Annotated in this window: 23 protein-coding genes and 1 pseudogene; 15 read left to right on the plus strand and 9 right to left on the minus strand. The window is 70.8% G+C overall.

Features of this window, described 5'->3' with window-relative positions; all coding sequences use genetic code 11:
- Window positions 1-42 precede the first annotated feature (42 nt).
- Genes BN1187_RS03870 through BN1187_RS03880 form a run of 3 tightly spaced genes read left to right on the plus strand, consistent with a single transcriptional unit; the run spans window position 43 to window position 2,178 of the window.
- A complete protein-coding gene (locus BN1187_RS03870; RefSeq protein ID WP_040158890.1) occupies window positions 43-702 on the plus strand; it encodes an amino acid ABC transporter permease in 660 nt (219 codons plus the stop codon).
- Window positions 683-1,363 (plus strand): amino acid ABC transporter permease, encoded by a 681-nt coding sequence (locus BN1187_RS03875; protein ID WP_040158894.1) that lies wholly within the window; start codon window positions 683-685, stop codon window positions 1,361-1,363. Before BN1187_RS03870 ends, BN1187_RS03875 begins: the two co-directional genes overlap by 20 nt.
- Entirely contained in the window at window positions 1,360-2,178 is an 819-nt protein-coding gene (locus BN1187_RS03880) for an amino acid ABC transporter ATP-binding protein (RefSeq protein WP_052462254.1), read from the plus strand. Before BN1187_RS03875 ends, BN1187_RS03880 begins: the two co-directional genes overlap by 4 nt.
- Before the next feature lie 100 nt (window positions 2,179-2,278).
- Here the strand turns inward: BN1187_RS03880 and BN1187_RS03885 are convergent, their stop codons facing one another.
- On the minus strand, window positions 2,279-4,039 hold the full coding sequence (locus BN1187_RS03885) for a DEAD/DEAH box helicase (protein ID WP_040158896.1): 1,761 nt from the start codon (window positions 4,037-4,039) through the stop codon (window positions 2,279-2,281).
- A gap of 138 nt (window positions 4,040-4,177) precedes the next feature.
- Between BN1187_RS03885 and BN1187_RS03890 the strand changes: the two genes are divergently transcribed.
- A complete protein-coding gene (locus BN1187_RS03890) occupies window positions 4,178-4,945 on the plus strand; it encodes a tyrosine-protein phosphatase (protein ID WP_040158899.1) in 768 nt (255 codons plus the stop codon).
- Between the two features lie 40 nt (window positions 4,946-4,985).
- Here BN1187_RS03890 and BN1187_RS03895 read toward each other — a convergent pair whose 3' ends face one another.
- Window positions 4,986-5,828 (minus strand): rhomboid family intramembrane serine protease, encoded by an 843-nt coding sequence (locus BN1187_RS03895; RefSeq protein ID WP_147675065.1) that lies wholly within the window; start codon window positions 5,826-5,828, stop codon window positions 4,986-4,988.
- A gap of 95 nt (window positions 5,829-5,923) precedes the next feature.
- Here BN1187_RS03895 and BN1187_RS03900 point away from each other — a divergent pair, with 95 nt between their 5' ends.
- From BN1187_RS03900 to BN1187_RS03925, 6 genes are all read left to right on the plus strand, one after another.
- Window positions 5,924-6,757 (plus strand): hypothetical protein, encoded by an 834-nt coding sequence (locus BN1187_RS03900; RefSeq protein ID WP_040158905.1) that lies wholly within the window; start codon window positions 5,924-5,926, stop codon window positions 6,755-6,757.
- Window positions 6,758-6,775: 18 nt separating this feature from the next.
- A complete protein-coding gene (gene ligD / locus BN1187_RS03905) occupies window positions 6,776-7,804 on the plus strand; it encodes a non-homologous end-joining DNA ligase (RefSeq protein WP_052462255.1) in 1,029 nt (342 codons plus the stop codon).
- 86 nt (window positions 7,805-7,890) lie between these two features.
- Window positions 7,891-8,997: a PLP-dependent cysteine synthase family protein gene (locus BN1187_RS03910; protein ID WP_040158908.1), complete on the plus strand. Its 1,107-nt coding sequence runs from the start codon at window positions 7,891-7,893 to the stop codon at window positions 8,995-8,997.
- Between the two features lie 63 nt (window positions 8,998-9,060).
- Window positions 9,061-10,134, plus strand: coding sequence for an ATP-dependent DNA ligase (locus BN1187_RS03915; RefSeq protein WP_040158912.1), 1,074 nt, complete (start codon window positions 9,061-9,063; stop codon window positions 10,132-10,134).
- 145 nt (window positions 10,135-10,279) lie between these two features.
- Window positions 10,280-10,921: a sigma factor-like helix-turn-helix DNA-binding protein gene (locus BN1187_RS03920; RefSeq protein WP_040158915.1), complete on the plus strand. Its 642-nt coding sequence runs from the start codon at window positions 10,280-10,282 to the stop codon at window positions 10,919-10,921.
- Window positions 10,922-11,015: 94 nt separating this feature from the next.
- Window positions 11,016-12,488: an MFS transporter gene (locus BN1187_RS03925; protein ID WP_235750584.1), complete on the plus strand. Its 1,473-nt coding sequence runs from the start codon at window positions 11,016-11,018 to the stop codon at window positions 12,486-12,488.
- 15 nt (window positions 12,489-12,503) lie between these two features.
- Here BN1187_RS03925 and BN1187_RS03930 read toward each other — a convergent pair whose 3' ends face one another.
- The gene (locus BN1187_RS03930) at window positions 12,504-12,710 is read right to left on the minus strand and encodes a hypothetical protein (RefSeq protein ID WP_040158917.1); all 207 of its coding nucleotides are present in this window, start codon (window positions 12,708-12,710) and stop codon (window positions 12,504-12,506) included.
- A 159-nt stretch (window positions 12,711-12,869) separates the two neighbouring features.
- Here BN1187_RS03930 and BN1187_RS03935 point away from each other — a divergent pair, with 159 nt between their 5' ends.
- A complete protein-coding gene (locus BN1187_RS03935; RefSeq protein WP_040158920.1) occupies window positions 12,870-14,132 on the plus strand; it encodes an MFS transporter in 1,263 nt (420 codons plus the stop codon).
- A 48-nt stretch (window positions 14,133-14,180) separates the two neighbouring features.
- On the opposite strand, the gene BN1187_RS03940 is transcribed toward BN1187_RS03935, so the two are convergent.
- On the minus strand, window positions 14,181-16,163 hold the full coding sequence (locus tag BN1187_RS03940) for an ABC1 kinase family protein (RefSeq protein WP_052462256.1): 1,983 nt from the start codon (window positions 16,161-16,163) through the stop codon (window positions 14,181-14,183).
- A gap of 160 nt (window positions 16,164-16,323) precedes the next feature.
- Here BN1187_RS03940 and BN1187_RS03945 point away from each other — a divergent pair.
- The 4 genes and pseudogenes from BN1187_RS03945 to BN1187_RS03960 form a co-directional block, all read left to right on the plus strand.
- A pseudogene (locus BN1187_RS03945) lies at window positions 16,324-17,043 on the plus strand (ABC transporter ATP-binding protein); the annotation flags it as partial.
- Between the two features lie 23 nt (window positions 17,044-17,066).
- Entirely contained in the window at window positions 17,067-17,723 is a 657-nt protein-coding gene (locus BN1187_RS03950; RefSeq protein WP_040158922.1) for an ABC transporter permease, read from the plus strand.
- Entirely contained in the window at window positions 17,720-18,478 is a 759-nt protein-coding gene (locus tag BN1187_RS03955) for an ABC transporter permease (RefSeq protein ID WP_040158925.1), read from the plus strand. The genes BN1187_RS03950 and BN1187_RS03955 overlap by 4 nt, the downstream gene beginning before the upstream one ends.
- Window positions 18,479-18,493: 15 nt before the next feature.
- Window positions 18,494-19,426, plus strand: a complete 933-nt coding sequence (locus BN1187_RS03960) for an ABC transporter substrate-binding protein (protein ID WP_040158928.1) — start codon at window positions 18,494-18,496, stop codon at window positions 19,424-19,426.
- Window positions 19,427-19,490: 64 nt separating this feature from the next.
- Here the strand turns inward: BN1187_RS03960 and BN1187_RS03965 are convergent, their stop codons facing one another.
- The 5 genes from BN1187_RS03965 to BN1187_RS03985 all read right to left on the minus strand — a co-directional run bounded on the left by BN1187_RS03965 (window position 19,491) and on the right by BN1187_RS03985 (window position 22,014).
- Entirely contained in the window at window positions 19,491-20,435 is a 945-nt protein-coding gene (locus BN1187_RS03965; protein WP_157754734.1) for a polysaccharide deacetylase family protein, read from the minus strand.
- Window positions 20,436-20,608: 173 nt separating this feature from the next.
- The gene (locus BN1187_RS03970; protein WP_040158931.1) at window positions 20,609-20,812 is read right to left on the minus strand and encodes a hypothetical protein; all 204 of its coding nucleotides are present in this window, start codon (window positions 20,810-20,812) and stop codon (window positions 20,609-20,611) included.
- A gap of 130 nt (window positions 20,813-20,942) precedes the next feature.
- Entirely contained in the window at window positions 20,943-21,176 is a 234-nt protein-coding gene (locus BN1187_RS03975; RefSeq protein WP_040158934.1) for a hypothetical protein, read from the minus strand.
- 14 nt (window positions 21,177-21,190) lie between these two features.
- On the minus strand, window positions 21,191-21,451 hold the full coding sequence (locus BN1187_RS03980; RefSeq protein ID WP_040158936.1) for a hypothetical protein: 261 nt from the start codon (window positions 21,449-21,451) through the stop codon (window positions 21,191-21,193).
- 20 nt (window positions 21,452-21,471) lie between these two features.
- The gene (locus BN1187_RS03985) at window positions 21,472-22,014 is read right to left on the minus strand and encodes a hypothetical protein (protein ID WP_040158937.1); all 543 of its coding nucleotides are present in this window, start codon (window positions 22,012-22,014) and stop codon (window positions 21,472-21,474) included.
- Between the last annotated feature and the right edge of the window lie 148 nt (window positions 22,015-22,162).

The raw sequence follows: 22,162 nt of genomic DNA on the forward strand, positions 1-22,162 counted from the left end.
CCGCGCGGCCGGGACGTCCACCGCGTCCGGAGAAGGTTCTGCATGGATTTCGGATTCATCCGGGAGTCGATCCCGCTCTACGGCGAGGCCGCGCTGCTCACCGTCCGCATCGGCGCGGTGGGCATCGTCTTGTCGCTGCTCGTCGGGCTGGTGTGCGCGGCGATCCAGTTCTTCCGCATCCCGCTGCTGCGGCAGCTCGTGGCGGCCTACGTCGAGTTGTCGCGCAACACCCCGCTGCTCGTCCAGCTGTTCTTCTTGTACTTCGGGCTGCCGAAGACCGGCGTCGTCATGTCGTCCGAGCTCTGCGCGATCGTCGGGTTGACGTTCCTCGGCGGCAGCTACATGGCCGAGGCGTTCCGCTCCAGCCTGGAGGCCATCGACTCGATCCAGTTCCAGTCGGCGCTGAGCCTGGGCATGACCCGCGGGCAGGCGCTCGGCCACGTGATGCTGCCCCAGTCGCTGGCGCTGGCGATGCCGGCGCTGACGGCCAACGTCATCTTCCTGCTCAAGGAGACGTCCGTGATGAGCGTCATCGCGCTGCCCGACCTCGTCTACGTCGCCAAGGAGCAGATCGGCAACACCTACAACACGTCCGAGGCGCTGGTGCTGCTGGTCAGCTTCTACCTGCTCATCCTGCTGCCGATCTCGCTGGGCGCGCGCTACCTGGAAAGGAGGGTCCGCTATGCCAACTTCGGGGATTGAGCTGCTCTTCGAGGGGCGGAACTTCTCGCGGCTGATGCTGGGGCTGTGGGTGTCGGTGCGCATCGCGCTGCTGTCGATGCTGTTCTCGATCGTCCTGGGCACCGGGCTCGGCCTGGTGATGAACGGACGTTCCCGCGTGGGCCGCGCGCTCAGCCGGGTCTATCTCGAGTTCATCCGCATCATGCCGCCGCTGGTGCTGCTGTTCCTGGTCTACTTCGACCTGACGAAGGTGGCCGGCATCAACCTGTCCGGCGAGGTCGCCGCGGTGGTCGTCTTCACGCTGTGGGGCACCGCCGAGATGGGCGACCTGGTGCGCGGGTCGATCAGCTCGATCCCAGCCCACCAGTACGACTCGGCGCGCGCGCTCGGCATGACCGAGCTCGAGCTGCAGCGCCACGTGGTGCTGCCCCAGGCCGTCCGCAGGCTGGTGCCGCTGACGGTCAACCTGACCACCCGCATGATCAAGACCACCTCGCTGGTGGCGCTGATCGGCGTCGTCGAGATCCTCAAAGTCGCCCAACAGATCATCGACGCCAACCGCTTCGAATACCCGGGCGCCGCCCTGTGGATCTACGGCGCGGTCTTCTTCATCTACTTCATCGTGTGCTTCGTCATTTCGGCGTTCTCGCGCCGCCTGGAGCGAAAGTGGGCCCTCTCATGACCGACGACAAGGCCGTCCTGCAGTTGCGGGACGTCGACAAGACGTACCCCACCGGCGTCCACGCCCTGCGGGGGGTGAGCCTGGACGTTGCCCGCTCGGAGGTCATCGCGATCGTCGGGCCGTCCGGTTGCGGCAAGTCCACGTTGCTGCGCTGCGTGAACGGGCTGGAGCCGATCCAGGGCGGGACGATCACCTTCGACGGCGACGTCATCAGCGACCCGAAGACGAAGTGGCAGAAGGTCCGCCAGCGCATCGGAATGGTGTTCCAAAGCTACGAGCTGTTCGGGCACCTGACCGTGATGAAGAACCTGCTGCTCGGGCCGTCCGTCGTGCAGCACGCGGACGCCGCGGACGCACGCACGCGAGCCGCGGCCCTGCTGGAGAGGGTCGGGCTGGCCGACCGCGCGGACGCCCTGCCGCGGCAGCTGTCCGGCGGGCAGAAGCAGCGCATCGCGATCGTGCGCGCGCTGATGATGCAGCCCGAGGTATTGCTGCTCGACGAGATCACGGCCTCCCTCGACCCCGAGATGGTGCGCGAGGTGCTCGACGTCGTCCTGGAGCTGGCGAGCGAGGGCATGACCATGCTGATCGTCACCCACGAGATGTCGTTCGCCCGGGCGATCGCCGACCGCGTCGTCTTCATGGACGCCGGCCGCGTCGTCGAGGTCGCCGAGCCGGAGCGGTTCTTCACCGCTCCCGAGTCGGCGCGCGCCCAACAGTTCCTGAACACGTTCGTCTTCGAGGCGCCCGACAAGGACGTCGCTGCTGGCCCCGCCCTGGACGGCGCGGACGTCGGCGAGCCCGCGGAGGGCTGAGCACGGTCCCCCTGGCGTGCCTCGCCCCCTGCGAACTCAGCGAAGGCGGCTCAGGCGAACCAGCGCTCGATGACGTCCGGCATCGGTCTGGGACCCTCAGCTAGCGACCCAGCCAGCGCCGGATCATCCGCACGCGGGCGTCCACCTGGTCGGTGCTGGCCTGGGCGAGCGACGGACCACCGCACTGGCGGCGCAGCTCGGCGTGCACGTGGCTGTGCGGCATCCCGTTGCTGCGGGCGTACTGCGAGACCAGCGAATTGAGCTCCTTGCGCTTGGTCTCCAGGGCGCGGTGCAGCGACACCTGCTCGGGGACGCGCTCGCGCCGCTCCTGCTTGGCGTGCCGGTCCACCTGACGGCGCTGCCGGTCCCGCAGCAGCGACGACACCTGCTCGGGGTCGAGAAGTCCCGGCAGCCCGAGGTACTCCTGCTCGTCCGCGCTGGTCGGCTGCGCGTGCATGCCGAACTGCTCGCTGTCGTACATCACGTGATCGAACGTGGCGCTCGACTCCAGCGCCTCGTACTGCCCGAGCAGGTCGTCCGAGGCCGACTGCCCCTCGTTGGCCTTCTGGATCAGCGCCTCGGTTTCGGCCCAGATGTCCGTCTCGTCGTCGGCCGACTTCTTCTTGCCGAGGACGTGGTCGCGCTGCCGCTCGAGCGTCGCCGCGTGCGCCAGGATGATCGGCACCGTCGGCAGGAACACGGTCGCCACCTCGCCGCGGCGTCGCGTGCGCACAAAGCGCCCGACAGCCTGGGCGAAGAACAGCGGGGTGGACGTCGCGGTCGCGTACACGCCGACCGCCAGCCGGGGAACGTCCACGCCCTCGGACACCATGCGCACCGCCACCATCCACCGGTCCTCGGACGCCGCGTAGTCGTCGATGCGCTTGCTGGCGCCGTCGTCGTCGCTGAGGACGACCGTCGGCTTCTGCCCGGTGATGTCGGCCAGCACCCGGGCGTAGGCCCGCGCGGCGGTCTGGTTGGACGCGATGACGAGCCCGCCGGCGTCCGGGATGTGCCGGCGCACCTCGGAGAGCCGGGTGTCCGCGGCCCGCAACACGGCGCTGATCCACTCGCCCTTGGGGTCGAGCGCGGTGCGCCAGGCCTGCGCCGTGACGTCCTTGGTGAGCGCCTCGCCGAGGTTGGCGTCGACGACCTCGCCGGCCTTCGTCCGCCACCGCATCGGGCCGCCGTAGTTCATGAACAGCACCGGCCGGACGACGGCGTCCCGCAGCGCGTCCGCGTAGCCGTAGGTGTAGTCGGCCTTCGAGACCAGCGTGCCGCCGGGGCCGGGCTCGTAGCTGACGAACGGGATAGGGTTCTCGTCCGAGCGGAAGGGGGTACCCGTCAGGGCCAGGCGGCGGGTGGCGTAGGCGAACGAGTCCCGCACGGCCGCGCCCCAGCTCAGCGAATCGCCGGCGTGGTGGATCTCATCGAAGATCACCAGCGTCGGAAAGTTCGCGGTCATCGCCTCATAGTGGAACGGCCGCGCGGCGACGCCGGCGTAGGTGACGGCGATGCCGTCGTACTCGCGGGAGCGTCCCCGCTTGGAGCCACCCAGCCCCGGGTCGATGTGGACGCCGACGCGCGCCGCGGCGTCCGCCCACTGCACCTTCAGGTGCTCGGTCGGGGTGACGACGATCACCTTCCGCACGACGCGACGGGTCAACAGTTCATGCGCGATCCGCAGCGCGAACGTCGTCTTTCCGGCGCCCGGCGTCGCGACGCAGAGGTAGTCCTCGGGGGCGCGGTCGAGGTACTGCTCGAACGCCTCCACCTGCCAGGCGCGCAGGCGCGAGGCGGTGCCCCACGCCGCCCGCTGGGGGAAGGCCGGGGAGAGGTGTTCAAACGCGGACGACGTCACGCGGAGGCCGCCCGAAGGACCGGCCGCAGGAGAGGATCAGACATACCTGGGCGACCCTAGTCGCTTCCTCGGCACCGTCCAATCCGCCCCTCCGCGCAGGGTTCGCCACCGCCCTGCGGTCGGCCTACGCTGGGGGCCATGTGGCTCGAGCTCGAGGGACTGAACAACCTGCGCGACCTGGGTGGCACCCCCACCCGCTCCCGCCGGCGCATCCGCCGCAACACCCTGTGGCGTTCGGACAACCTGCAAGACCTCGGCCCCGCGCAGTTCGACCAACTGCGCGAGTGGGGCCTCACCGACGTGATCGACCTGCGCACCGACTTCGAGATCGAGAGCGCCCCGTCGCCCGCGGAAGACCTCCCGGGCATCACCTACCATCACTGCTCGTACTTCCGGGAGGACGAGGACGACGACGAGGACATCCTCGACCGAGCCTTGCCTTGGGTCGACTACGAGGCGAGCGTCCGGCACGAGGACCCTGTGACGGCGTCCTACCTGTCGTTCCTGCGCGACCGTCCCGACTCGGTCGTCGAGGCGCTGGAGGCCATCACCGACGCCGAAGGCGCCGCGCTCGTGCAGTGCGCCGCGGGCAAGGACCGGACGGGCTTCACCATCGCTTTGGTGCTGAGCCTGCTGGGCGTCTCGGACGCCGACATCGTGGCCGACTACGCGCGCACCACCGAGCGCATCACCGCCGTGGTGCAGCGGATGTGGAGCACGGAGACGTACGCGTCCGAGCGCGACCGCGAGCTGTCGCAGTCCGCGCTCGCCGCCCGCCCCGAAGCCATGCAGGGCGTCCTCGATTACCTCAACCGCGAGAAGGGCGGCGTCGAGCCGGCCCTGGTCGAGATCGGCTGGGCGCACGAGGACACGCTGCGGCTGCGCAAGCGTCTGCTGGAGAGCTGACCGAGACGCGGCGTGGTCCGGCGCCCCGGCCCCGGCCGGTTCAGCGGCCGCCTCGCAGGCGGTCGCGGAGCTTCATGAGTTCCTGACGCTCCCGGTCGGTGAGGCTGCCGATGCCGTTGTCGTTGATGCGGTCGAGCAGCTCGTCGAGCCGCTCCCGGTCGGACGTCCGGCGGTTCTGGACGCGCTGCTCGCTGCGGCTGACCCTCGGCGCGGCGGGTTGCCGGGCCGGGCGCGGACGCCGTCGGCGCGCGCCGCCGGGGATCCACGCGTAGTCGCCGAGCAGCCCGCAGGCCTTGGCGACCAGGGCCACCAGCACCAGCCCGATCAGCAGGGACAGCAGTTGGCCCCACGCGCGCGCGGCCAGCATGGGCAGCACCTGGAGCGCCAGCAGCACCGCGCCGAACGCCCACGCAGGGATGTTGAACAGGAAGCGTCTCGTCGGATACTCGGCGATCCACAGCAGCAGCACGATGAACTCGATGCCGTCGATGCCGGCCAGGGCGGTCGGCACCCGCAACAGCGACCCCACGATCAGCGCCGCCGCCAGCAGGCTCGCGGCGATGCCGCCCAGGAGCCACCCCATCCGGCCGCGGCCGATCATCCCCTCGAGGTCGCTGCCGAAGTACCAGAAGAAGAACAGGTTGAGCACGCCCCACAGCGACAGGCTGGAGGCCAGCGGCCAGGTCACCAGCCGCCAGATCTCGCCGTTCAGCACCAGCTCGGGAGTGAAGTACAACGCTCCGGGGGCGCCGGGCGCGACGACCCAGGCGATCCAGGACGCGACGGTCGCCAGGACGACCAGCATGACCGTGCCCACCTCGAGCCGTCCGAGGCGGAACCACGGTTGGTCGGGTCCGGCCGGCATGATGCGGAAGCTACTCACGCGCCCGATCGTATCCGTTGGCGTGACGGGGATCAGCCCCGCACCCGGTACCCTGCCCACGACCCCTCCCCCTGACCCCGACGTGAGGAGCGACCATGGCCGGCGAGCGCCCGCGCAGCACGTGGCCATGGGTTGCCGGCGTGCTGGCGCTGCTGCTGACCTTCCTGCTCGGCCCGGGGTCCGCGCTGCTCCAGCCGTTCACCGACGGGCCGGGCCCGGGGCCGTCCCCGACGCGGAGCCGCACCGTCACCCCGCGGACGTATCCCAGCACCACCCCGCGGACCTACCCCACGCAGACCCCCGAGCCCGGCATCACGGTGACGCCGACGCCGGTGCCGCGGCCCACGCAGCCGGCGGCGGCGCCGCCCGACCAGGTCACCGGCCAGCTCGACCAGTTGTACGGCACCTTCGCCCCGCTGCAGGCCGCGGGCAGCGGCGACGCGATCATCCGGCTCCCCGAGGACGCCCCCAGCGGCGTCCTCACCCTCACCAGCACGGGCCGGGGCGCGGTGAGCGTTGACTCCCTGGACGGGACGGGCGCGCGCCTCGAGCCCGTGGTGACGGCTTACGGTGCGCTGGACGGCGAGTTCCTGCTGGGCATGCGGCGCCCAGGGGAGGCCCGAGCGCTGCGCCTGCGCGCGAGCGGTCCGTGGCGGCTCACCCTCAGCCCCGTCTCGCGGGCGCCCCGGATCAGCGTGCCGGCGACGGGCACCGGCAACAGCGTCCGCGTCTACACCGGTGGCACCGCACCGATTCGCGCCACCCACACCGGTCGGGGCAACTTCATCATCTGGGCCTGCCTCGGGCGCGACCGCGACCTCGTCGCCAACATCATCGGCAGCACACAGGTCGCCACCTCGACCCTGGAGCTGACCCCGGCCGTCCTGTCGATCCGGTCCGACGGGAACTGGACCGTCGCCCGCGGCTGACCCGCGCTAGGTTGAGGCATGGCCACGGACAACGCCGTCGAGCTCGAGGTCGGCACCCGCACGGTGCGGCTCTCCTCGCCCGACCGCGTCTACTTCCCCGAGCGAGGGTGGACGAAGCTCGACCTCGCCCGGTACTACCTCGCCGTCGGCGACGGGATCGTCCGCGCGCTGCGCGAGCGGCCCACGATGCTGCACCGGTTCCCGAAGGGCCTCGCGGGGCCCAAGGTGCACCAGAAGCGGCTGCCGTCGGGCGCGCCCGACTGGGTCGAGACGGTCGAGCTGTCCTTCCCGCGCTACGGGCTGACCGCCGACGAGCTGTGCGTCACCGAGCTGGCTCAGGTGATATGGGCGGTGCAGATGACAACGGTCGAGTTCCACCCGTGGAACGTCCGGCGCGGCGACGTCGACCGGCCCGACGAGTGGCGCATCGACCTCGACCCGGGTCCCAAGGCAGGCTTCGACCGCGTCCGCCGGGCCGCCCACGGCGCCCAGGAGGTGCTGGGCGAGCTGGGCATGACCGGCTATCCGAAGACGTCCGGCGGCAACGGACTGCACATCTACGTGCGGATCAGGCCCGACTGGACGTTCGAGGATGTCCGCCGCGCTGCGTTGGCGTTCGCCCGAGAGGTGGAGCGCCGACTGCCCGGCGACGTCACGACGACGTGGTGGCGCAAGGACCGCGACCCCGCGCACGTCTTCCTCGACTACAACCAGAACGCCCGCGACCACACGATCGCCTCCGCCTACTCGGTGCGCGGGGTCGCCGAGGGCACCGTGTCGACGCCGATCACCTTCGACGAGATCGACGCCGTCGACCCGCGCGACTTCACCCTCGCGACGGTGCCGGCCCGCTTCGCCGAGCTGGGCGACCTGCACGCGGCCATCGACGACGAGGCGTTCGGCCTGGAAACGCTGCTCGCGTGGGCGGCCCGCGACGAGCGCGACGAGCCCGACAGGGTGCCGCCGCCGCCACGCGAGGACGGCGGCGCCGGTCCGGCCAAGACCCGCCAGCAGCAGGGTCGCCACCGGCGCAAAGAGACGCCGTAGGGCGCCGGTGCCCCCACCCGCTCGCCGAGCGGGGCGCGTCCCCCCGCCTTGGCCCCGCGCCGCGCGGCGCCATAGTGTCGGGTGACATGGAGCCTGATCTGTCCGCGCTGGCCGACGTGGACCGCAGCGATCCGGGATTGCGCGCATGGGTCGCCGAACGCGTCCGCCGGCTCGATGCGGACGACCGCCGCAGCGCCGACACCCACCTGCTGCGGCTCGAGTTACCCGCCGAGTGGGGCATCGACCTCTATCTGAAGGACGAGAGCACCCACGTCACGGGCAGCCTCAAGCACAGGCTCGCCCGCTCGCTGTTCATGTACGCGCTCGTCAACGGCTGGCTGCGCCCGGGCACGACGGTCATCGAGTCGTCGTCGGGCTCCACCGCGGTCAGCGAGGCGCACGTGGCGCGCATGCTCGACGTCCCGTTCGTCGCCGTCGTGCCGCGCGGCACCAGCGCGTCCAAGATCGCCCTCATCGAGGCGGAGGGCGGGCGCTGCCATACCGTCGAGACGGCCGAGCAGATGGACGCCGAGGCGCACCGGCTGGCCGCCGAGTGCGGCGGCCTGTTCCTCGACCAGTTCACCCACGCCGAGCGCGCCACCGACTGGCGCGGCCACAACAACATCGCGGTGTCGATCTTCGAGCAGCTCGCCGAGGAGCCGCACCCCGTCCCCCGCTGGATCGTCGTGAGCGCCGGCACCGGCGGCACCAGCGCGACCATCGGGCGCTACCTGCGCTACCGGCGGCTGCCGACCGGGCTGTGCGTGGCCGACGTCGACCGCTCGGCGTTCTTCCCCGGCTGGGTCGCCGGCGACCAGGACGCCCGCTGCCACCAGAGCTCGCGGATCGAGGGCATCGGACGCCCCCGCGTCGAGAAGAGCTTCGTCCCGACGATCGTCGACCGGATGGTCCAGGTGCCCGACGAGGCGTCCATCGCCGCGGCCCGCTACGTCTCCGCGCGCCTCGGACGCCGCGTCGGCGGCTCCACCGGGACCAACGTGGTCGCGGTCGCCAAGCTCGTCGCCGGGATGCGGGCGCGGGGTGAGCGCGGCTCCCTGGTGACCCTGCTGTGCGACTCCGGCGATCGCTACGCGGCGACCTACTTCGACGACGGCTGGGTCGCCGCCCAGGGCTGGGACCTGGCGCCATGGACGGCCGTCCTCGAGCGGGAGCTGCCGCTCGGCCGGGGCTGACGCCGTAGCCCGTCCCAGCTGTGTCGCGCGACGCGTCGCCGGCCGCCCCGTAAGGTCTGCGACATGGAACTCGCGATCCCGCTGCCGATCGACCCCATGCTGGCCAAGGCGGTCACGAAGATCCCGGCGCCCGACTCGGTGCCCGGCGGGCTGTCGTACGAACCCAAGTGGGACGGCTTCCGCTGCATCATCCTGCGCGACGGCGACGAGGTCGAGCTGTCCAGCCGCGGCGGAAAGCCGCTGACGCGGTACTTCCCCGAGGTCGTCGACTTCGTCAAGGAGTTGCTCCCCGAGAAGGTGGCCGTGGACGGCGAACTCGTCGTCCGCCAGGGCGAGCCCGGACGCCAGCGGCTGCACTGGGAGGCGCTCAGCCAGCGCATCCATCCGGCCGCCAGCCGCGTCGCCAAGCTCGCTGAAGAGACCCCGGCGGAGTTCATCGCGTTCGACCTGCTCACCGTCGCCCAGGACGCCCTGGTCGACCGCCCGTTCGCCGAGCGGCGCGCCCGGCTGGTCGAGGTCTGCGCGCACCTGACGCCGTCCGAGCCGGTCCACCTGACCCGCACCACGGACGATCCCGAGCTCGCCGAGCGCTGGTTCTCCGAGTTCGAGGGCGCGGGCCTCGACGGCGTCGTCGCGAAGCCGCTGGCCGATCCTTACTCCCCCGGCAAACGGACGATGCTGAAGATCAAGCACTCGCGCACCGCCGAACTGGTTCCGTATGGCTACCGGGTGCACAAGTCCGGCAGCGGCGTGGGGTCGATCCTGCTCGGCCTCTATGACGCCGACGGGAACCTGCTCCCCGTCGGCGGGGCGTCCGCCTTCACCAACGCGTACCGGCAGCAGTTGGTCGACGAGCTCGAGCCGCTGGTCGTCCGGGACGACGACGGCGAGGTGGTCAAGGCGGCGACCGACCGCTCGCGGTTCTCCGGATCGAAGGACACCTCGTTCGTGCCGCTGCAGCCGGAGCTCGTCATCGAGGTGCAGTTCGATCAGCTCGAGGGGAACCGGCTGCGGCACGCCGCCCGGTTCCTGCGCTGGCGTCCCGATCGCGACCCGCGATCGTGCACCCTCGCGCAGATCGAGCGCGCCCCCGAGTACGACCTCGCCGAGGTGCTCGCCGACCCCGCGAAGGGCTGAGCGGCCTTCCCCTTCACCGCACAGGGGACCGATAACAGTGCTTGCGGAAGCACGGATTTCGCGGCCAGCGAACGACGGCATCTCCGTCCCCCCGAGCTGGGACAAAGTGTCGCGAAATCGTGCGAATCGGTGCGATGATGAAGTTATGGAGGAACTCCGTCTTGTGATCGTCGACGACCATCCCGCGATCTTGCGGGGAGTCGCCGCCAGCTTGCGCGAGTTCTTCCCCCAGGCGTCCATCACCTCCTGCGCCACCGCCGAGGAGGCCGTCTCCCTCGACCCGGAACCGCAGATCGCGCTGCTCGACGTCCACCTGGCCGACGACAGCGTCCCGGCCGACAACGTCCGCATCCTGTGCGACATCGGCTGCGAGGTCCTGCTGTACACCCAGGAGACCCGCCGGACGCTCGTGTCGTCCTGCTTCCGCGCCGGGGCGTCCGGCATCGTCGCGAAGAACGACGATCTGGAGTACCTGGTCAGCGCGATCCGCTGCGTCCAGGCCGGGGAGCCGTACCTCACCCCCGACTGGGCCGCGGCCCTCGACGACGACCAGGCGCGCATCCCGAACCTCACCCCGCGCGAGTCGGACGCGCTGCGCCTCTACGCCACCGGTCTGCCGCTGAAGTCGGTGGCCCGTCGCATGGGCGTCGGCGAGCAGACCGCGCGCGAGTACCTGCTGCGCGCCCGCAAGAAGTACACCGAGGTGGGACGCCCCGCCGACACGCGCACCGACCTCTACATCCGCGCGGTCGAGGACGGCCGCCTCCCGGGCCCCGAGCCTCTCTGATCGGCGCCGCCGACGCGGCGTCCGGTGACACGTTTGTGCCCGCAACAGCGGGGCACCGGTGCTCCAGACCGCCTTCGTCGGGTAACAATGACGGGTGACCGATCGCAACATCATTCGTATCGAGGGCAGTTCACGCGAATTCAATCGCCTGAAGATCCTCTTCGTGCTGCTTCTTCCGCTCGCGATGTCGCTGATGGCGGTCTCCAGCGTCAACGTCGCGCTGCCGACGATCGAGACCGGCCTCGGGGCGTCCGCCAGCGACGTGCAGTGGGTGTTGTCCGGGTACGCGCTGGCCTTCGGGATCTCGCTGGTGCCCTCCGGCCGCGCCGGGGACGTGCTGGGTCGCGGGGCGCTGTTCATCGCCGGGCTGACGCTCTTCGTCGTCGCGTCGTTCGTCTGTGGCCTCGCCTCCACGCCGCTCATGCTGAACATCGCCCGCATCGTGCAGGGCGTCGGCGCGGGCATGTTCAGCCCGCAGGTCACCGGCATGATCCAGCAGTACTTCTCCGGCGCCGGACGCGCCCGAGCCTTCGCACTGTTCGGCCTGGTGATCAGCGCGTCCGTGGCGGTCGGCCCGATCGTCGCCGGCATCATCATCGAGTCGCTGGGACCGCAGCTCGGCTGGCGCGGGGCGTTCTACTTCAACCTGCCGCTCGGCATCCTCGGGATCATCCTGGCGCTGGCCTGGTTCCCCTTCGCCCGGGAGCGCTCGCTGTGGGCAACCAAGGCGGGCGACGTCCCCGCCGGTACCCCGATGCACGTCGACCTCGACCCGGTCGGCACCCTGTTGCTCGCGATCAGCGTGCTCTGCGTGATGCTGCCCTTCATGGCCCACGACAACCCGTGGACGTGGCTGCTGCTCGGCGCCGGCGCGCTGACCCTGTGGGCGTGGTACCGCTGGGAGAAGGGCTACGCGGCCCGCGGCAAGGAGCCGATGGTCGACCTCACGTTGTTCGGCTACAAGTCGTTCAGCTACGGGACGATGGTCTCGGGGGTGATGTTCACCGGGTCGGCGACGACGTTCGTGCTGGTGGCGCTGTTCCTGCAGTCGGGCCTGCACACCAGCGCCCTTGAGGCGGGCCTCATCGGCCTGCCGAACGCGATCGTGTCCGCCTTCTTCTCCGTGTGGGCCGGGGGCCGCGTGATGTCGAAGGGCCGCGCGCTCGTGATCGCGGGCTTGCTCTCGATCATCATCGGGTGCTGCGTCGTCATCGGCGTCGCCGAGCTCGTCGCCCACTCCGGCATCAGCTTCTGGTGGCTCGCGCTGGCCCTGCTGCCGCACGGCTTCGGCATGGGCGTCATCGGCTCGGCCAACCAGACGCTGAGCCTGCAGGACATCCCGCCCGCCGCGGGCGGTACCGCCGGCGGCGTGAAGCAGACCGCCGAGCGCATCGGCACCGCCATCGGCAACGCGATGATCACCGGCGTCTTCTTCGCGGTGCTCGCCATGACGGACTGGACCACCGGCTTCGCGGCCGGCTTCGTCGTGATCGCCCTGGTGCTGATGGTGTCGCTGTTCATCGCGTGGCGCGACTTCCGCTACCACCGCTCAATCGGCCGCGCCTGACGGAGGGCGCTGGCGTCAGGCGCCGTAGCCTTCGTCCTCCAGGACGACCTCGCGGTCGTCGGGATCCTCCACCGGCGCGTCGCCCTCGGCGTCCGCGGGGTCGACCGGCAGGTCGTCCGGGTCGGGCTGCACCTCGCTGACGGACTCGCGCTCGTAGGTCTTGTCCTCGACGGCGCCACCGGGCAAGGCGTCGTCGTTCTCAGCCGCTGGGGTCTGGGTCATGGCGCCAGCCTAGGCACGGCTCGGCCGTCCTGCCAACGGGTTCCGGATGCCGTCGGCTTCTCCCCGGCGAGCGGACGGCCGTCCGGGCTGGGCGCCCTGACGAGGGCGAACGTCCGGGCGGCCCGGCGCGCAAGGTACGCTCGGCCGGGTGATGAGGATATGAGCACGGCGCCGCGGCGCGGCATGTTCGTTTCCCTCACGGTCCGCAACTACCGTCTCTACTTCTTCGGCATGTTGCTGTCGAACATCGGGCTGTGGATGGCGCGCGTCGCCCAGGACTGGTTGGTGCTGACGGTGCTCACCAACAACTCGTCGATCATGCTGGGCACGATCACCGCCCTGCAGTTCCTGCCCATCGCGCTGCTCTCGCCCTACGCCGGGGCCGTCGCCGACCGGTTCCCCAAGCGCGAGCTGCTGATGGTGACCCAGTCCGCGGCCGCGCTCACCTGGGGCGTCCAGGCGCTGCTGGTGTTCACCGGCGCCGTGCAGCTGTGGCACGTGATGGCGCTGGCCTTCCTCAGCGGCGTCGTGTCGTCGTTCGACAACCCGGCGCGGCAGGCGTTCTCCTCCGAGATGGTGCCGGACGCCTACCTCACGAACGCCGTCGGGCTGAACAGCACGACCTTCAACGCGTCCCGGCTCATCGGCCCGGGCGTCGCCGGCTTCGCCATCGCGGCGTGGGGCATCGGTCCCGCGCTGTTGATCAACGCGGTCAGCTACGTCGCCACCCTCATCGCGCTGCTGCTGATGCGCCCCGAGGAACTCCACCCCGCGCCGCGGACGAAGGGACGCGGGTCGGTGCGGGCCGGCCTGCGCTACGTCGCCAAGCGGCCCGACATCGTGTTGACGCTGTTCATCGTCTTCATGCTGGGCACCTTCGGCCTCAACTTCCAGGTCACGAACGCGCTGATGGCGACGACGGTGTTCGGGGTGGGCTCCGAGGAGTACGGGATGATGGGCACGGTCATGGGCATCGGCACCCTGGTGGCCGCGCTGATGGCGGCGCGGCGCCAGCGCCCGCGGAACCTGGTGCTGGTCGGCGCGCTCGGCGGCTTCGCGCTGTTCCTGACGATCGCGGCGCTGACCCCCCACTACTACGTCTACCTCGCCGCGCTGGTGCCCGTCGGGCTGTGCTCGCTGACCGTGATGACGTCGGCGAACGCTTCGGTACAGCTGTCGACGACGCCCGCGATGCGTGGCCGGGTGATGGCGCTGTACATGGCGATCTTCATGGGCGGCACCCCCGTCGGCGCCCCGCTCATCGGCTGGATCGGAGAGGTGTTCGGCGCCCGAGCGACGCTGCTGGTGGGGTCCCTGGCGACCGGCCTCGCCTTCGTGGTGGCCGTCCTGTTCCTGCTGCGACGCCGGCACTGGCGTCTGCCGAGCTTTCCGGTGCGCCGCGACCTCACCCCGGACGTCTGACGCGCCCCGGTCCGGCGGGGTCCGCCGGAGGGACCGACGGTCCGGCGCCTAGTCGGGCTCCCCGCGCAGGACGCGCACGAGCACCCGCAGCGCGAGCACCATGCCGAAGAACAGCAGCACGGAGCCGAGCACGTCGTACAGCGCGACCCCCGGCATCAGCTGGGGCCCCTCGCTGACGATCAGCCAGATCGCGCCCAGCACCGCCGCGGACGCCAGCACCGTGAGCGCCGCCTGGTCGACGAGACCGCGGACGAAGGCGCGATCGGCCGGGTCGGCGAAGGAGCGCACGGTGACGGTGAAGCGCCCCGACTCGACCTGCTCGAGCACCTGGTTCAGCCGGCGCGGCAGCCGCTGCAGCATCGGAAGCGTCGCCGCCAGCTGCCGCTGCACGGCCTGCTTCACCGCGTCCGGGTTCGCGCGCTCGGCGACGATGCCCGCCGCCGACTCCCGGGCGCCGTCCACCAGGTCGAAGGACGGGTCGAGGAGCAGCAGCGACCCCTCCAGCGCCGCGAGGGTGCGGAACGCGCCCGCCAGCATCGGCGGGATCGAGAAGGAGTGCCGGAGCACGAGCGCCATCAGCTCGCTGAACATGCCTGCCGAGTCGCCTCGGCCCGAGACGCCGCGGTAGCGGACCAGCAGCACGCCGATCTCCTGCTCGAGGGCGTGCTGGTCGAGGTCGTCCGGACGCCCCAGCAACTCCACCACCGCGTCGGTCACGGCGAGGGTGTCCTCGGCGTTCACCGCCGCCAGCAGGAACGCCAACGCCGTGCGAGAGACATCGTCGAGGCGTCCCACGGAGCCGAAGTCGAGCATGGCCACCGTCGCGTCCGGACGCAGCATCAGGTTGCCCGGGTGGAGGTCGGCGTGGAAGACGCCGGTGACCAACAGTTCCCGCAGCACCTCCGCGAGGACGCCCGCGGCCAGCCCGCTGCGCTCCTCCGCGCTGAGCCGGCCGAGCTCGGCGGCCGCCCGGGCCAGCGGCACCCCGTCGATCTCCTCCATCACGAGCACCCGCTGCCCGGACAGGTCCGGGTAGGTACGCGGCACGGTGACCGTTCCCGTGGGCGCGAGCCCTGCGGCCATGTCCGCGGTGTTGCCGAGCTCGACCCGATAGTCGAGTTCCTCGCGCAGGGACGCCGCGAAGCCACGCACCAGGGTCTCGACGCCGATCGCCTTGGCCCACGACGTGTTGCGGGTGAGCCACCGGCCGAGCCGGGTCAGCAAGTCGAGGTCGGCGATGATCTGCGCGCGCGCCTGCGCCCGCTGGATCTTCACGACCACCCGCGACCCATCCGGCAGGGTGGCCCGGTGCACCTGGCCGACGGACGCCGAGGCAAGCGGCTCGCGATCGACGGAGGCGAACACCTCGCCGGACGGTCGGCCCAGCTCCCCGGCCAGCACCGGCTCGACCTCGTCCCAGGGAACCGGCTCCACGTCCGAGTGCAACTGGGAAAGCTCGTCGATGAAGGCTGCCGGCAGCAGATCCTGACGCGTGGCGAGGTTCTGTCCGAGCTTGACGAAGGTGACGCCGGCGTCCTCCAGCGCCCGGCGCATCGCCCGAGCGGTCTGCCGCCCGTCGCTGTGCCCGAGACGCGCGCCCGGACGCAGGAACCGGCCCAGGCCGTGCCGCAGCGCGATGCCCGTGAGCTCGAGCCGGCGCGCGAACCGGCGCCGGCGGGCGCCCCACCCGGTCACCCAGGTCCGGAGGGGCGGCAGCGAGCCGGTAGGGATCAGCATCTCCAAGGCCACGAGCGCGATCAGGCCGAGGGTGAACGTCCACACGATGACGAGCCCGAACAGCAGGACGACGATGCCCTGCTCGGTGGAGTTCAGCTCGCGACCGATCAGGCCACCCGACCGGGCCACCGCGATCATCAGCCAGTCGGCGCCCAGCATGACGGCCGCGCCGACGGCCAACGAGCGGATCCAGCCCACGGGGACGCCCAGCACGCGCCGGGCGACGACCGCCAACGCGACGGTGGTGAGGATGGCCAGGAGAGCCGCGAACAGCTGAGACAGCCAGGGGTCCATCGGGTTTCCGCCTTCAGGGTCGCGGCCGGGTTCGCTCCGAGTCTGGCCCGGCACCGGGTGAGGCGACAAGCCCAGATGTCGAGAGAATCCGTCGCGGGGGTGAACCGATTGTCAGTGGGGCGTGCTTCAATGTCGCGAAGCGTCAGTGACAGGAGCATGGATGATCCGGTTCGACCACGTCCACAAGCAGTTCCCGGACGGCACCACCGCTGTCGACGACTTCTCGCTCGTCGTGCCCAGCCACGAGGTCGCCGTACTGCTCGGCTCCTCCGGCTGCGGTAAGACAACCCTCATGCGCATGGTCAACCGCATGGTCGACCCGACGTCGGGCTCGGTGTGGATCGACGACGACAACGTGGCCGACCTCGACCCGGTGCCGCTGCGCCGACGCATCGGCTACGTCATGCAGAACGCCGGTCTGCTGCCCCATCGCACGATCGCAGACAACATCGCGACGGTGCCGCTGCTGGAGGGCGTCGACAAGAAGACCGCCCGGCAGAAGGCGGACGAGCTCCTGCAGCTGGTGGGCATGTCCACGTCCACGGCCGACCGCTACCCCAGCCAGCTGTCCGGCGGGCAGCGACAGCGCGTCGGCGTCGCACGGGCGCTGGCGGCCGACCCGAACATCCTGCTGATGGACGAGCCGTTCGGCGCGGTCGACCCCCTGGTGCGGCGCGACCTGCAGTCGTGGCTGCTCGAGATCCAGGCCCACCTCGCCAAGACCATCCTGTTCGTCACCCACGACGTGGACGAGGCGTTCCTGCTCGGCGACCAGGTGCTGGTGTTGCGCGAAGGGGCCGAGATCGCCCAGCAGGGCACCCCCGACGAGATCCTCGACCACCCGGCCGACGACTTCGTCCGCACCTTCGTCGGCATCGACCTCCCGAGCCGCCGGAGGCGCCGATGAACTGGCTGAGCAGCAACCTCGACCAGGTGCTGAGGCTGACGCTCAACCACCTGGCGATGGCGATCCCGCCCATCGTGATCAGCCTGCTGCTGTCGATCCCGCTCGGCTGGGTGGCGCACCGCAACCGGGTGGCCCGCCAACTGCTGCTGACCGGGTCGGGAATCTTGTACGCGCTGCCGTCGCTGCCGCTGTTCGTCCTGCTGCCCATCATCATCGCCACCAAGATCCTCGACCCCCTCAACGTGGTCGTCGCGCTGAGCCTGTACGGCCTGGCGCTCATGGTGCGCACGGCGACCGAGGCGTTCGACTCGGTGAGCGCCGAGGTGCGCGACTCGGCGACGGCGCTCGGGCACTCGATGGGTCAGCGGTTCTGGCGGGTCGACCTCCCGTTGGCCGGGCCGCCGCTGTTGGCGGGCCTGCGGGTGGTGTCGGCGTCCACGCTGTCGCTGGTGTCGGTGGGTGCGCTCGTCGGGGTGCCGTCGCTGGGCTACTTCTTCACCGACGGCTACACCCGAAGCTTCCTGCTGGAGATCGGCGTCGGCATCATCGGCACCGTGCTGCTGGCCGTGATCTTCGATGTCGCGATCCAGCTGGGCGGACGCCTGTTCATGCCGTGGCTGCGCGCCACCGACACCCGGAGGGCACGCCGATGAGATTCTTCCTCGCCGCCCTGGAGTTCATCGCCGACCCGGCCAACTGGGCCGGTCCCACCGGCATCGGCGCCCGTCTTCTCGAACACCTGCTGTACTCGGGCCTGGCCCTGGTGCTGGCCGCCCTCATCGCGATCCCGCTCGGCCTCTACGTCGGGCACACCGGACGCGGCCGCGAACTCGCCGTCGGGGTCTCGGGGGCGCTGCGCGCGATGCCGTCGCTCGGCTTGCTCACGTTCCTGGCCGTATCGATGGGCTTCGGTCTGCGGTTGTCGATCATCCCGTCCACGATCGTGCTGGCCATCCTGGCGATCCCGCCGCTGCTGGCCAACACCTACGCCGGCGTCGAAGCCATCGACGAGACGGTCGTCGACGGCGCCCGCTCCACCGGCTTCTCCGAGGGGCAGATCGTCGGCCAGGTGGAGCTCCCGCTCGCCGCGCCCATGATCGTCGGCGGCCTGCGCTCGGCCACCCTGCAGGTGATCGCCACGGCGACCGTGTCGGCCTACCTCGGCCTGGGCGGCTTCGGCCGCTACATCCTCGACGGGCTGCCCATCCGCAACTACGCCCTGATGCTCGCCGGCTCGCTGCTCGTGATGGCGCTCGCCCTGGTCGCGGACGGCCTGCTCGCCCTGCTGCAACGCGCCGTGACGACGCGCGGCGTCCGGGCGGCCACCGGCCAGTCGCTCGGCCCCGACCGCGGACGTCCGCGCGAGCAACGGGCCACGTCCGCGTCCACCACCGGCGCCCAGCCCTGACCCGAAGGAGTCGCCATGATGCGCACCGCTTCCCGCCTGATCGCCCTGCTCACCGTCTGCTGCCTGACGCTCGCGGGCTGCTCGAACGCCGACCCCCTCGACACCGGCAACGCGGGCGCGGCCCCGGGCTCGTCCACCGTGGTCAGGGTCGGCTCGGCGAGCTTCCCCGAATCGGAGATCATCGCCGAGCTCTACGCCCAGACCCTTGAGGCGAAGGGCATCAAGGTCGACCGCACCATGCAGATCGGCGCCCGCGACGTCTACATCGCGGCGCTGCGCGACGGCTCGATCGACCTGGTACCCGAGTACACCGGCAACCTGTTGCAGTTCTTCGACGCGCAGACGAAGGCCAAGACCCCCGAGGCCGTGGCCGCGGAGCTCGCCTATTCCACCCCCTCCGGCATGAAGGTGGGCCGTCCCGCCCCGGCCGAGGACAAGGACGCCTACAACGTCACCAAGCAGTTCTCGCAGCAGCACAACATCACCTCGCTGGACGACCTGCGCACCTACTCCGGGACGCTGCGGGTGGGCGGCAATGCCGAGTTCGCGCAGCGGCCCTACGGGCCCAAGGGCCTCACGAACGTCTACGGCGTCCCGGCCGACCGCATCCAGATGATCCCGATCGCCGACAGCGGTGGCCCGCTGACGGTGCGCGCGCTCGCCCAGGGCGAGGTGGACGCCGCCGATATCTACACCACCACCCCGGCGATCCGCGATGAGGGGTTCGTCGTGCTGAAAGACCCGAAGAACATGATCATGCCGCAGAACGTGGTGCCGCTGATGAGCACCCGCGTCGATCGGCAGGACGTGGTGGACGCCGTGAACGCCGTGTCGGCCAAGCTCACCACCGACGACCTGATCGCGATGAACGCCCGCAACCAGGGCGCCGACAAGGCGTCCCCGCGTGATATCGCGTCCGCCTGGCTGAAGCAGAAGGGCTTGGCCTGAGGCGAACCCCTCTCGATGCGGCCCTGAGTCGCATCAGCGCTTCTCGGCACTGTCCCGAACCGGGTCAGTGGGTCTTGGCGGCGTCCTTCGCCAGCGCGGCGACGATGCTCTTGGCGTCCCACGACGAGTTGGCCAGGTAGCGACGCAGCGTGTACTGCGGCTCGGCAGCGTCCGTGGGCTTGTCGGCGAGCTGGTAGGCGTCGCGGAAACCGGCGCTCTTGATGTGCGGCAGCGCGGCGGCGTTCCACGCGCCGTACGGGAAGGCGAAGTCGAGCACCTCCTGCCCCGACACCTTGCGGAGGAGTTCGCGGGGCTTGTTGATCTGGGTGGACCAGTCGGTGCCCGTGTACTTGGTCACCGGGTGGTGGTCCCAGGTGTGGCCGCCGATGGTCATTCCGGCGTCCGCGATGCGCTTGACGTCGTCCTTGCTCAGCCAGCCGGGGTTTCCGAGGATCACCGTCATCACGAAGAACGTGGCCTTGATCTTGCGCTCCACCACCATCGGCAGTGCGGCGAGCACCTGGTTGTCTTTGCCGTCGTCGAAGCTCAGCAGCACGGGCTTGGCCGGCAGGCCCTGGCCGGTCTGCAGGTGCGTCCAGTAGTCGTCCGGGGTGATGAACGTGTAGCCGGCCTGCAGCAGCCCGTCGAGCTGGGCGGCGAGGTTCTTCGGCGGCACGATCAGGCTGCTCCGGTTGTAGTCGGAATCCTTGGACGTCCACTCGCGCACCTGGTGGTAGCACAGTACCGGGACGGTGGCCCGGCTCAGCATCTGCTGCGCGGACGCCGTGGCGTCCGGCCCGGCGCTGGGGCCGGCCGACGACGTCCCCGTTTGCTGCCCTGACGACGCCCCGGCTCCCCCGGGGGACGCGGTGGCGGTGGCTCCCGGGGCCCTGGACGGCGACGTACCGGCGGGCTTGGCCGCTGCACAGCCCGCCGCGAGCGCCGCCACCGAGGCGGCCCCGAGGCCGAGCGCAGCCCGGCGCGAAAGCCCGTTGTTCTTCTCCTCCATGGCCATTCCCCCTAGCCCTAGGCGTCGCCCCGATGGCTGGCGCCGCCGACCAAGTTAGGCACCCAGCGGACGAATCCAAACGAGTAGGCGGGGTGAGACACGGGTCAAATATTCACTCCGTCTCAGCCCGCGCTCAGCCGAAACATGGCCGGGCTCCGGCTACGGCTGGTGACTCAGCGTTGCGCCGGCTGGTCTGGGTCGTCGGCACGCCCGACGACGGCGCGGTACAACCACAGAACGGTGAGACCGATCCCGACGACGATGCCGACGAGGGCGATCGTCGAGCCGGACTCCTGATAGCGCAGGAACAACAGCACGGTGAACACGGCACAGATCACCGCGCTGATCCAGCGTTGGGCACGGGACACCTTGGTCATGTCTCGACCGTAGCGGGCACTGGGCGAGTGCGCTGAGGCCAGGCGATCGCGGGGAGACGCTGCCGCAACTCACGGGCGCTCGGACATGATCGGGACGCCGGATTCTGCTGCCGGCCGTGGCCAGCGCAGGTCAGCCGTCGCTTCGGTCGACCGCCCCATCGACCTGGCCGCGCAGGCCGTCGTCGCCACCGCGGGTGCCGGGGGCCGCGGGGGCGTCCTCCATAACACCGCGGATCTCCCTTTCGCGGGAAGAGATGTCGTCGGCGACCGGCACCGAGTCGACATCGTCTCGGCTGTCGCTGGTGTCGACGTCGGGCTCGGCGAGCTCGTCGGGGTCGATGCCGTTACCCGGGGCCTCGGACATGCCGTCCTCCTTCGTCAGAGCTCGTCGCCCTCGCGTTCGATGTCATCGACGCTGGCGTCCGCGCTCTCGGCTACGGACCGGCCATCGGTGTCGGGGGCAGGCTCGTTCACGCTGCCGACGCTCAGGTCGGCGGCCTCCTCGGCCGCATCCTTGCGCTCGTCACCGTCCTCCTCCCCGCGGACGATGCGGCCCAGCAGGCCCTCGTCCTCGGGGATGGCTGCGTTACCATTGATCAGGTCGACTGTCTCGTCGATCGGACCCTCGTGCTGTGACATCCGTTGCTCCTCCCGGCGTCTCAGCGCGCCTCGCCGCCGGGACGCTCGCTCTGCCGCCCGACCGGCTGATCGTTGATCGCGTCACCGGGACGCGCGTCCGCCTCGGCGCTCAGGTCGGTGTCGGCCGCGTGGCTGCCCTCCCGGTCCACGGCGGCGTCACGGCGGTCGCCGACGTGATGCTCGCGCTCCCCGCGGCGGCCTGCGTCGACGTCATTGCCCCAGTTGTGACGGACCTCGCGGCCCTCGTCGTCCAGGTAGCCGGGGTGGCCCTGCTCGAGGCGGGTACCGGTCTCGACCTCGTTCTCGTCGCCGGCGTCGTCGACCCAGCCCGGGTGGCCCTGCTCGTAGTTCGGGCGGTCGTCGCGCTCGTACGACTCGTCGTCGGCCACGTCGCCGCGCTGGCCCTGCTCGAGGTTCTCGCCGGTGCCGCCCTGGACGTCGGCGTCGCGCAGCGTGTGCCCCCGGCGCTCGTCGCGGGTCGCGGCGCCACCCTCCGTGAGGTCCGCGTCGCGGGCGCCAAGACGCTCGTCGTTGTCCAAGGGTCGCTCGTCGTTGGTGCTCATCGTGGTGGTTCCTTCCATACGGTAATCCCCCCATTCCACCGGCCGTTGCCTGCCGGCGGAAGGGGGCGGTGCTGACAAAACGGTGACAATCCGCCGGTCCAGGGGCGAGGCGGCGCCGTAGAGTGGTCGCAGCGGCCAACCCGCCGAC

This window comes from Nigerium massiliense, from assembly GCF_000826085.1.
Lineage (GTDB): Bacteria > Actinomycetota > Actinomycetes > Propionibacteriales > Propionibacteriaceae > Propioniciclava > Propioniciclava massiliense.

Excerpts from the sequence above, each read along its gene's own strand:
- BN1187_RS03870 (WP_040158890.1), top strand. The coding sequence starts at position 43 with ATGGATTTCGGATTCATCCGGGAGTCGATCCCGCTCTACGGCGAGGCC.
- BN1187_RS03875 (WP_040158894.1), top strand. The coding sequence starts at position 683 with ATGCCAACTTCGGGGATTGAGCTGCTCTTCGAGGGGCGGAACTTCTCG.
- BN1187_RS03880 (WP_052462254.1), top strand. The coding sequence starts at position 1,360 with ATGACCGACGACAAGGCCGTCCTGCAGTTGCGGGACGTCGACAAGACG.
- BN1187_RS03890 (WP_040158899.1), top strand. The coding sequence starts at position 4,178 with ATGTGGCTCGAGCTCGAGGGACTGAACAACCTGCGCGACCTGGGTGGC.
- BN1187_RS03900 (WP_040158905.1), top strand. The coding sequence starts at position 5,924 with ATGGCCGGCGAGCGCCCGCGCAGCACGTGGCCATGGGTTGCCGGCGTG.
- ligD (WP_052462255.1), top strand. The coding sequence starts at position 6,776 with ATGGCCACGGACAACGCCGTCGAGCTCGAGGTCGGCACCCGCACGGTG.
- BN1187_RS03910 (WP_040158908.1), top strand. The coding sequence starts at position 7,891 with ATGGAGCCTGATCTGTCCGCGCTGGCCGACGTGGACCGCAGCGATCCG.
- BN1187_RS03915 (WP_040158912.1), top strand. The coding sequence starts at position 9,061 with ATGGAACTCGCGATCCCGCTGCCGATCGACCCCATGCTGGCCAAGGCG.
- BN1187_RS03920 (WP_040158915.1), top strand. The coding sequence starts at position 10,280 with ATGGAGGAACTCCGTCTTGTGATCGTCGACGACCATCCCGCGATCTTG.
- BN1187_RS03930 (WP_040158917.1), bottom strand. The coding sequence starts at position 12,710 with ATGACCCAGACCCCAGCGGCTGAGAACGACGACGCCTTGCCCGGTGGC.
- BN1187_RS03935 (WP_040158920.1), top strand. The coding sequence starts at position 12,870 with ATGAGCACGGCGCCGCGGCGCGGCATGTTCGTTTCCCTCACGGTCCGC.
- BN1187_RS03940 (WP_052462256.1), bottom strand. The coding sequence starts at position 16,163 with ATGGACCCCTGGCTGTCTCAGCTGTTCGCGGCTCTCCTGGCCATCCTC.
- BN1187_RS03950 (WP_040158922.1), top strand. The coding sequence starts at position 17,067 with ATGAACTGGCTGAGCAGCAACCTCGACCAGGTGCTGAGGCTGACGCTC.
- BN1187_RS03955 (WP_040158925.1), top strand. The coding sequence starts at position 17,720 with ATGAGATTCTTCCTCGCCGCCCTGGAGTTCATCGCCGACCCGGCCAAC.
- BN1187_RS03960 (WP_040158928.1), top strand. The coding sequence starts at position 18,494 with ATGATGCGCACCGCTTCCCGCCTGATCGCCCTGCTCACCGTCTGCTGC.
- BN1187_RS03965 (WP_157754734.1), bottom strand. The coding sequence starts at position 20,435 with ATGGAGGAGAAGAACAACGGGCTTTCGCGCCGGGCTGCGCTCGGCCTC.
- BN1187_RS03970 (WP_040158931.1), bottom strand. The coding sequence starts at position 20,812 with ATGACCAAGGTGTCCCGTGCCCAACGCTGGATCAGCGCGGTGATCTGT.
- BN1187_RS03975 (WP_040158934.1), bottom strand. The coding sequence starts at position 21,176 with ATGTCCGAGGCCCCGGGTAACGGCATCGACCCCGACGAGCTCGCCGAG.
- BN1187_RS03980 (WP_040158936.1), bottom strand. The coding sequence starts at position 21,451 with ATGTCACAGCACGAGGGTCCGATCGACGAGACAGTCGACCTGATCAAT.
- BN1187_RS03985 (WP_040158937.1), bottom strand. The coding sequence starts at position 22,014 with ATGAGCACCAACGACGAGCGACCCTTGGACAACGACGAGCGTCTTGGC.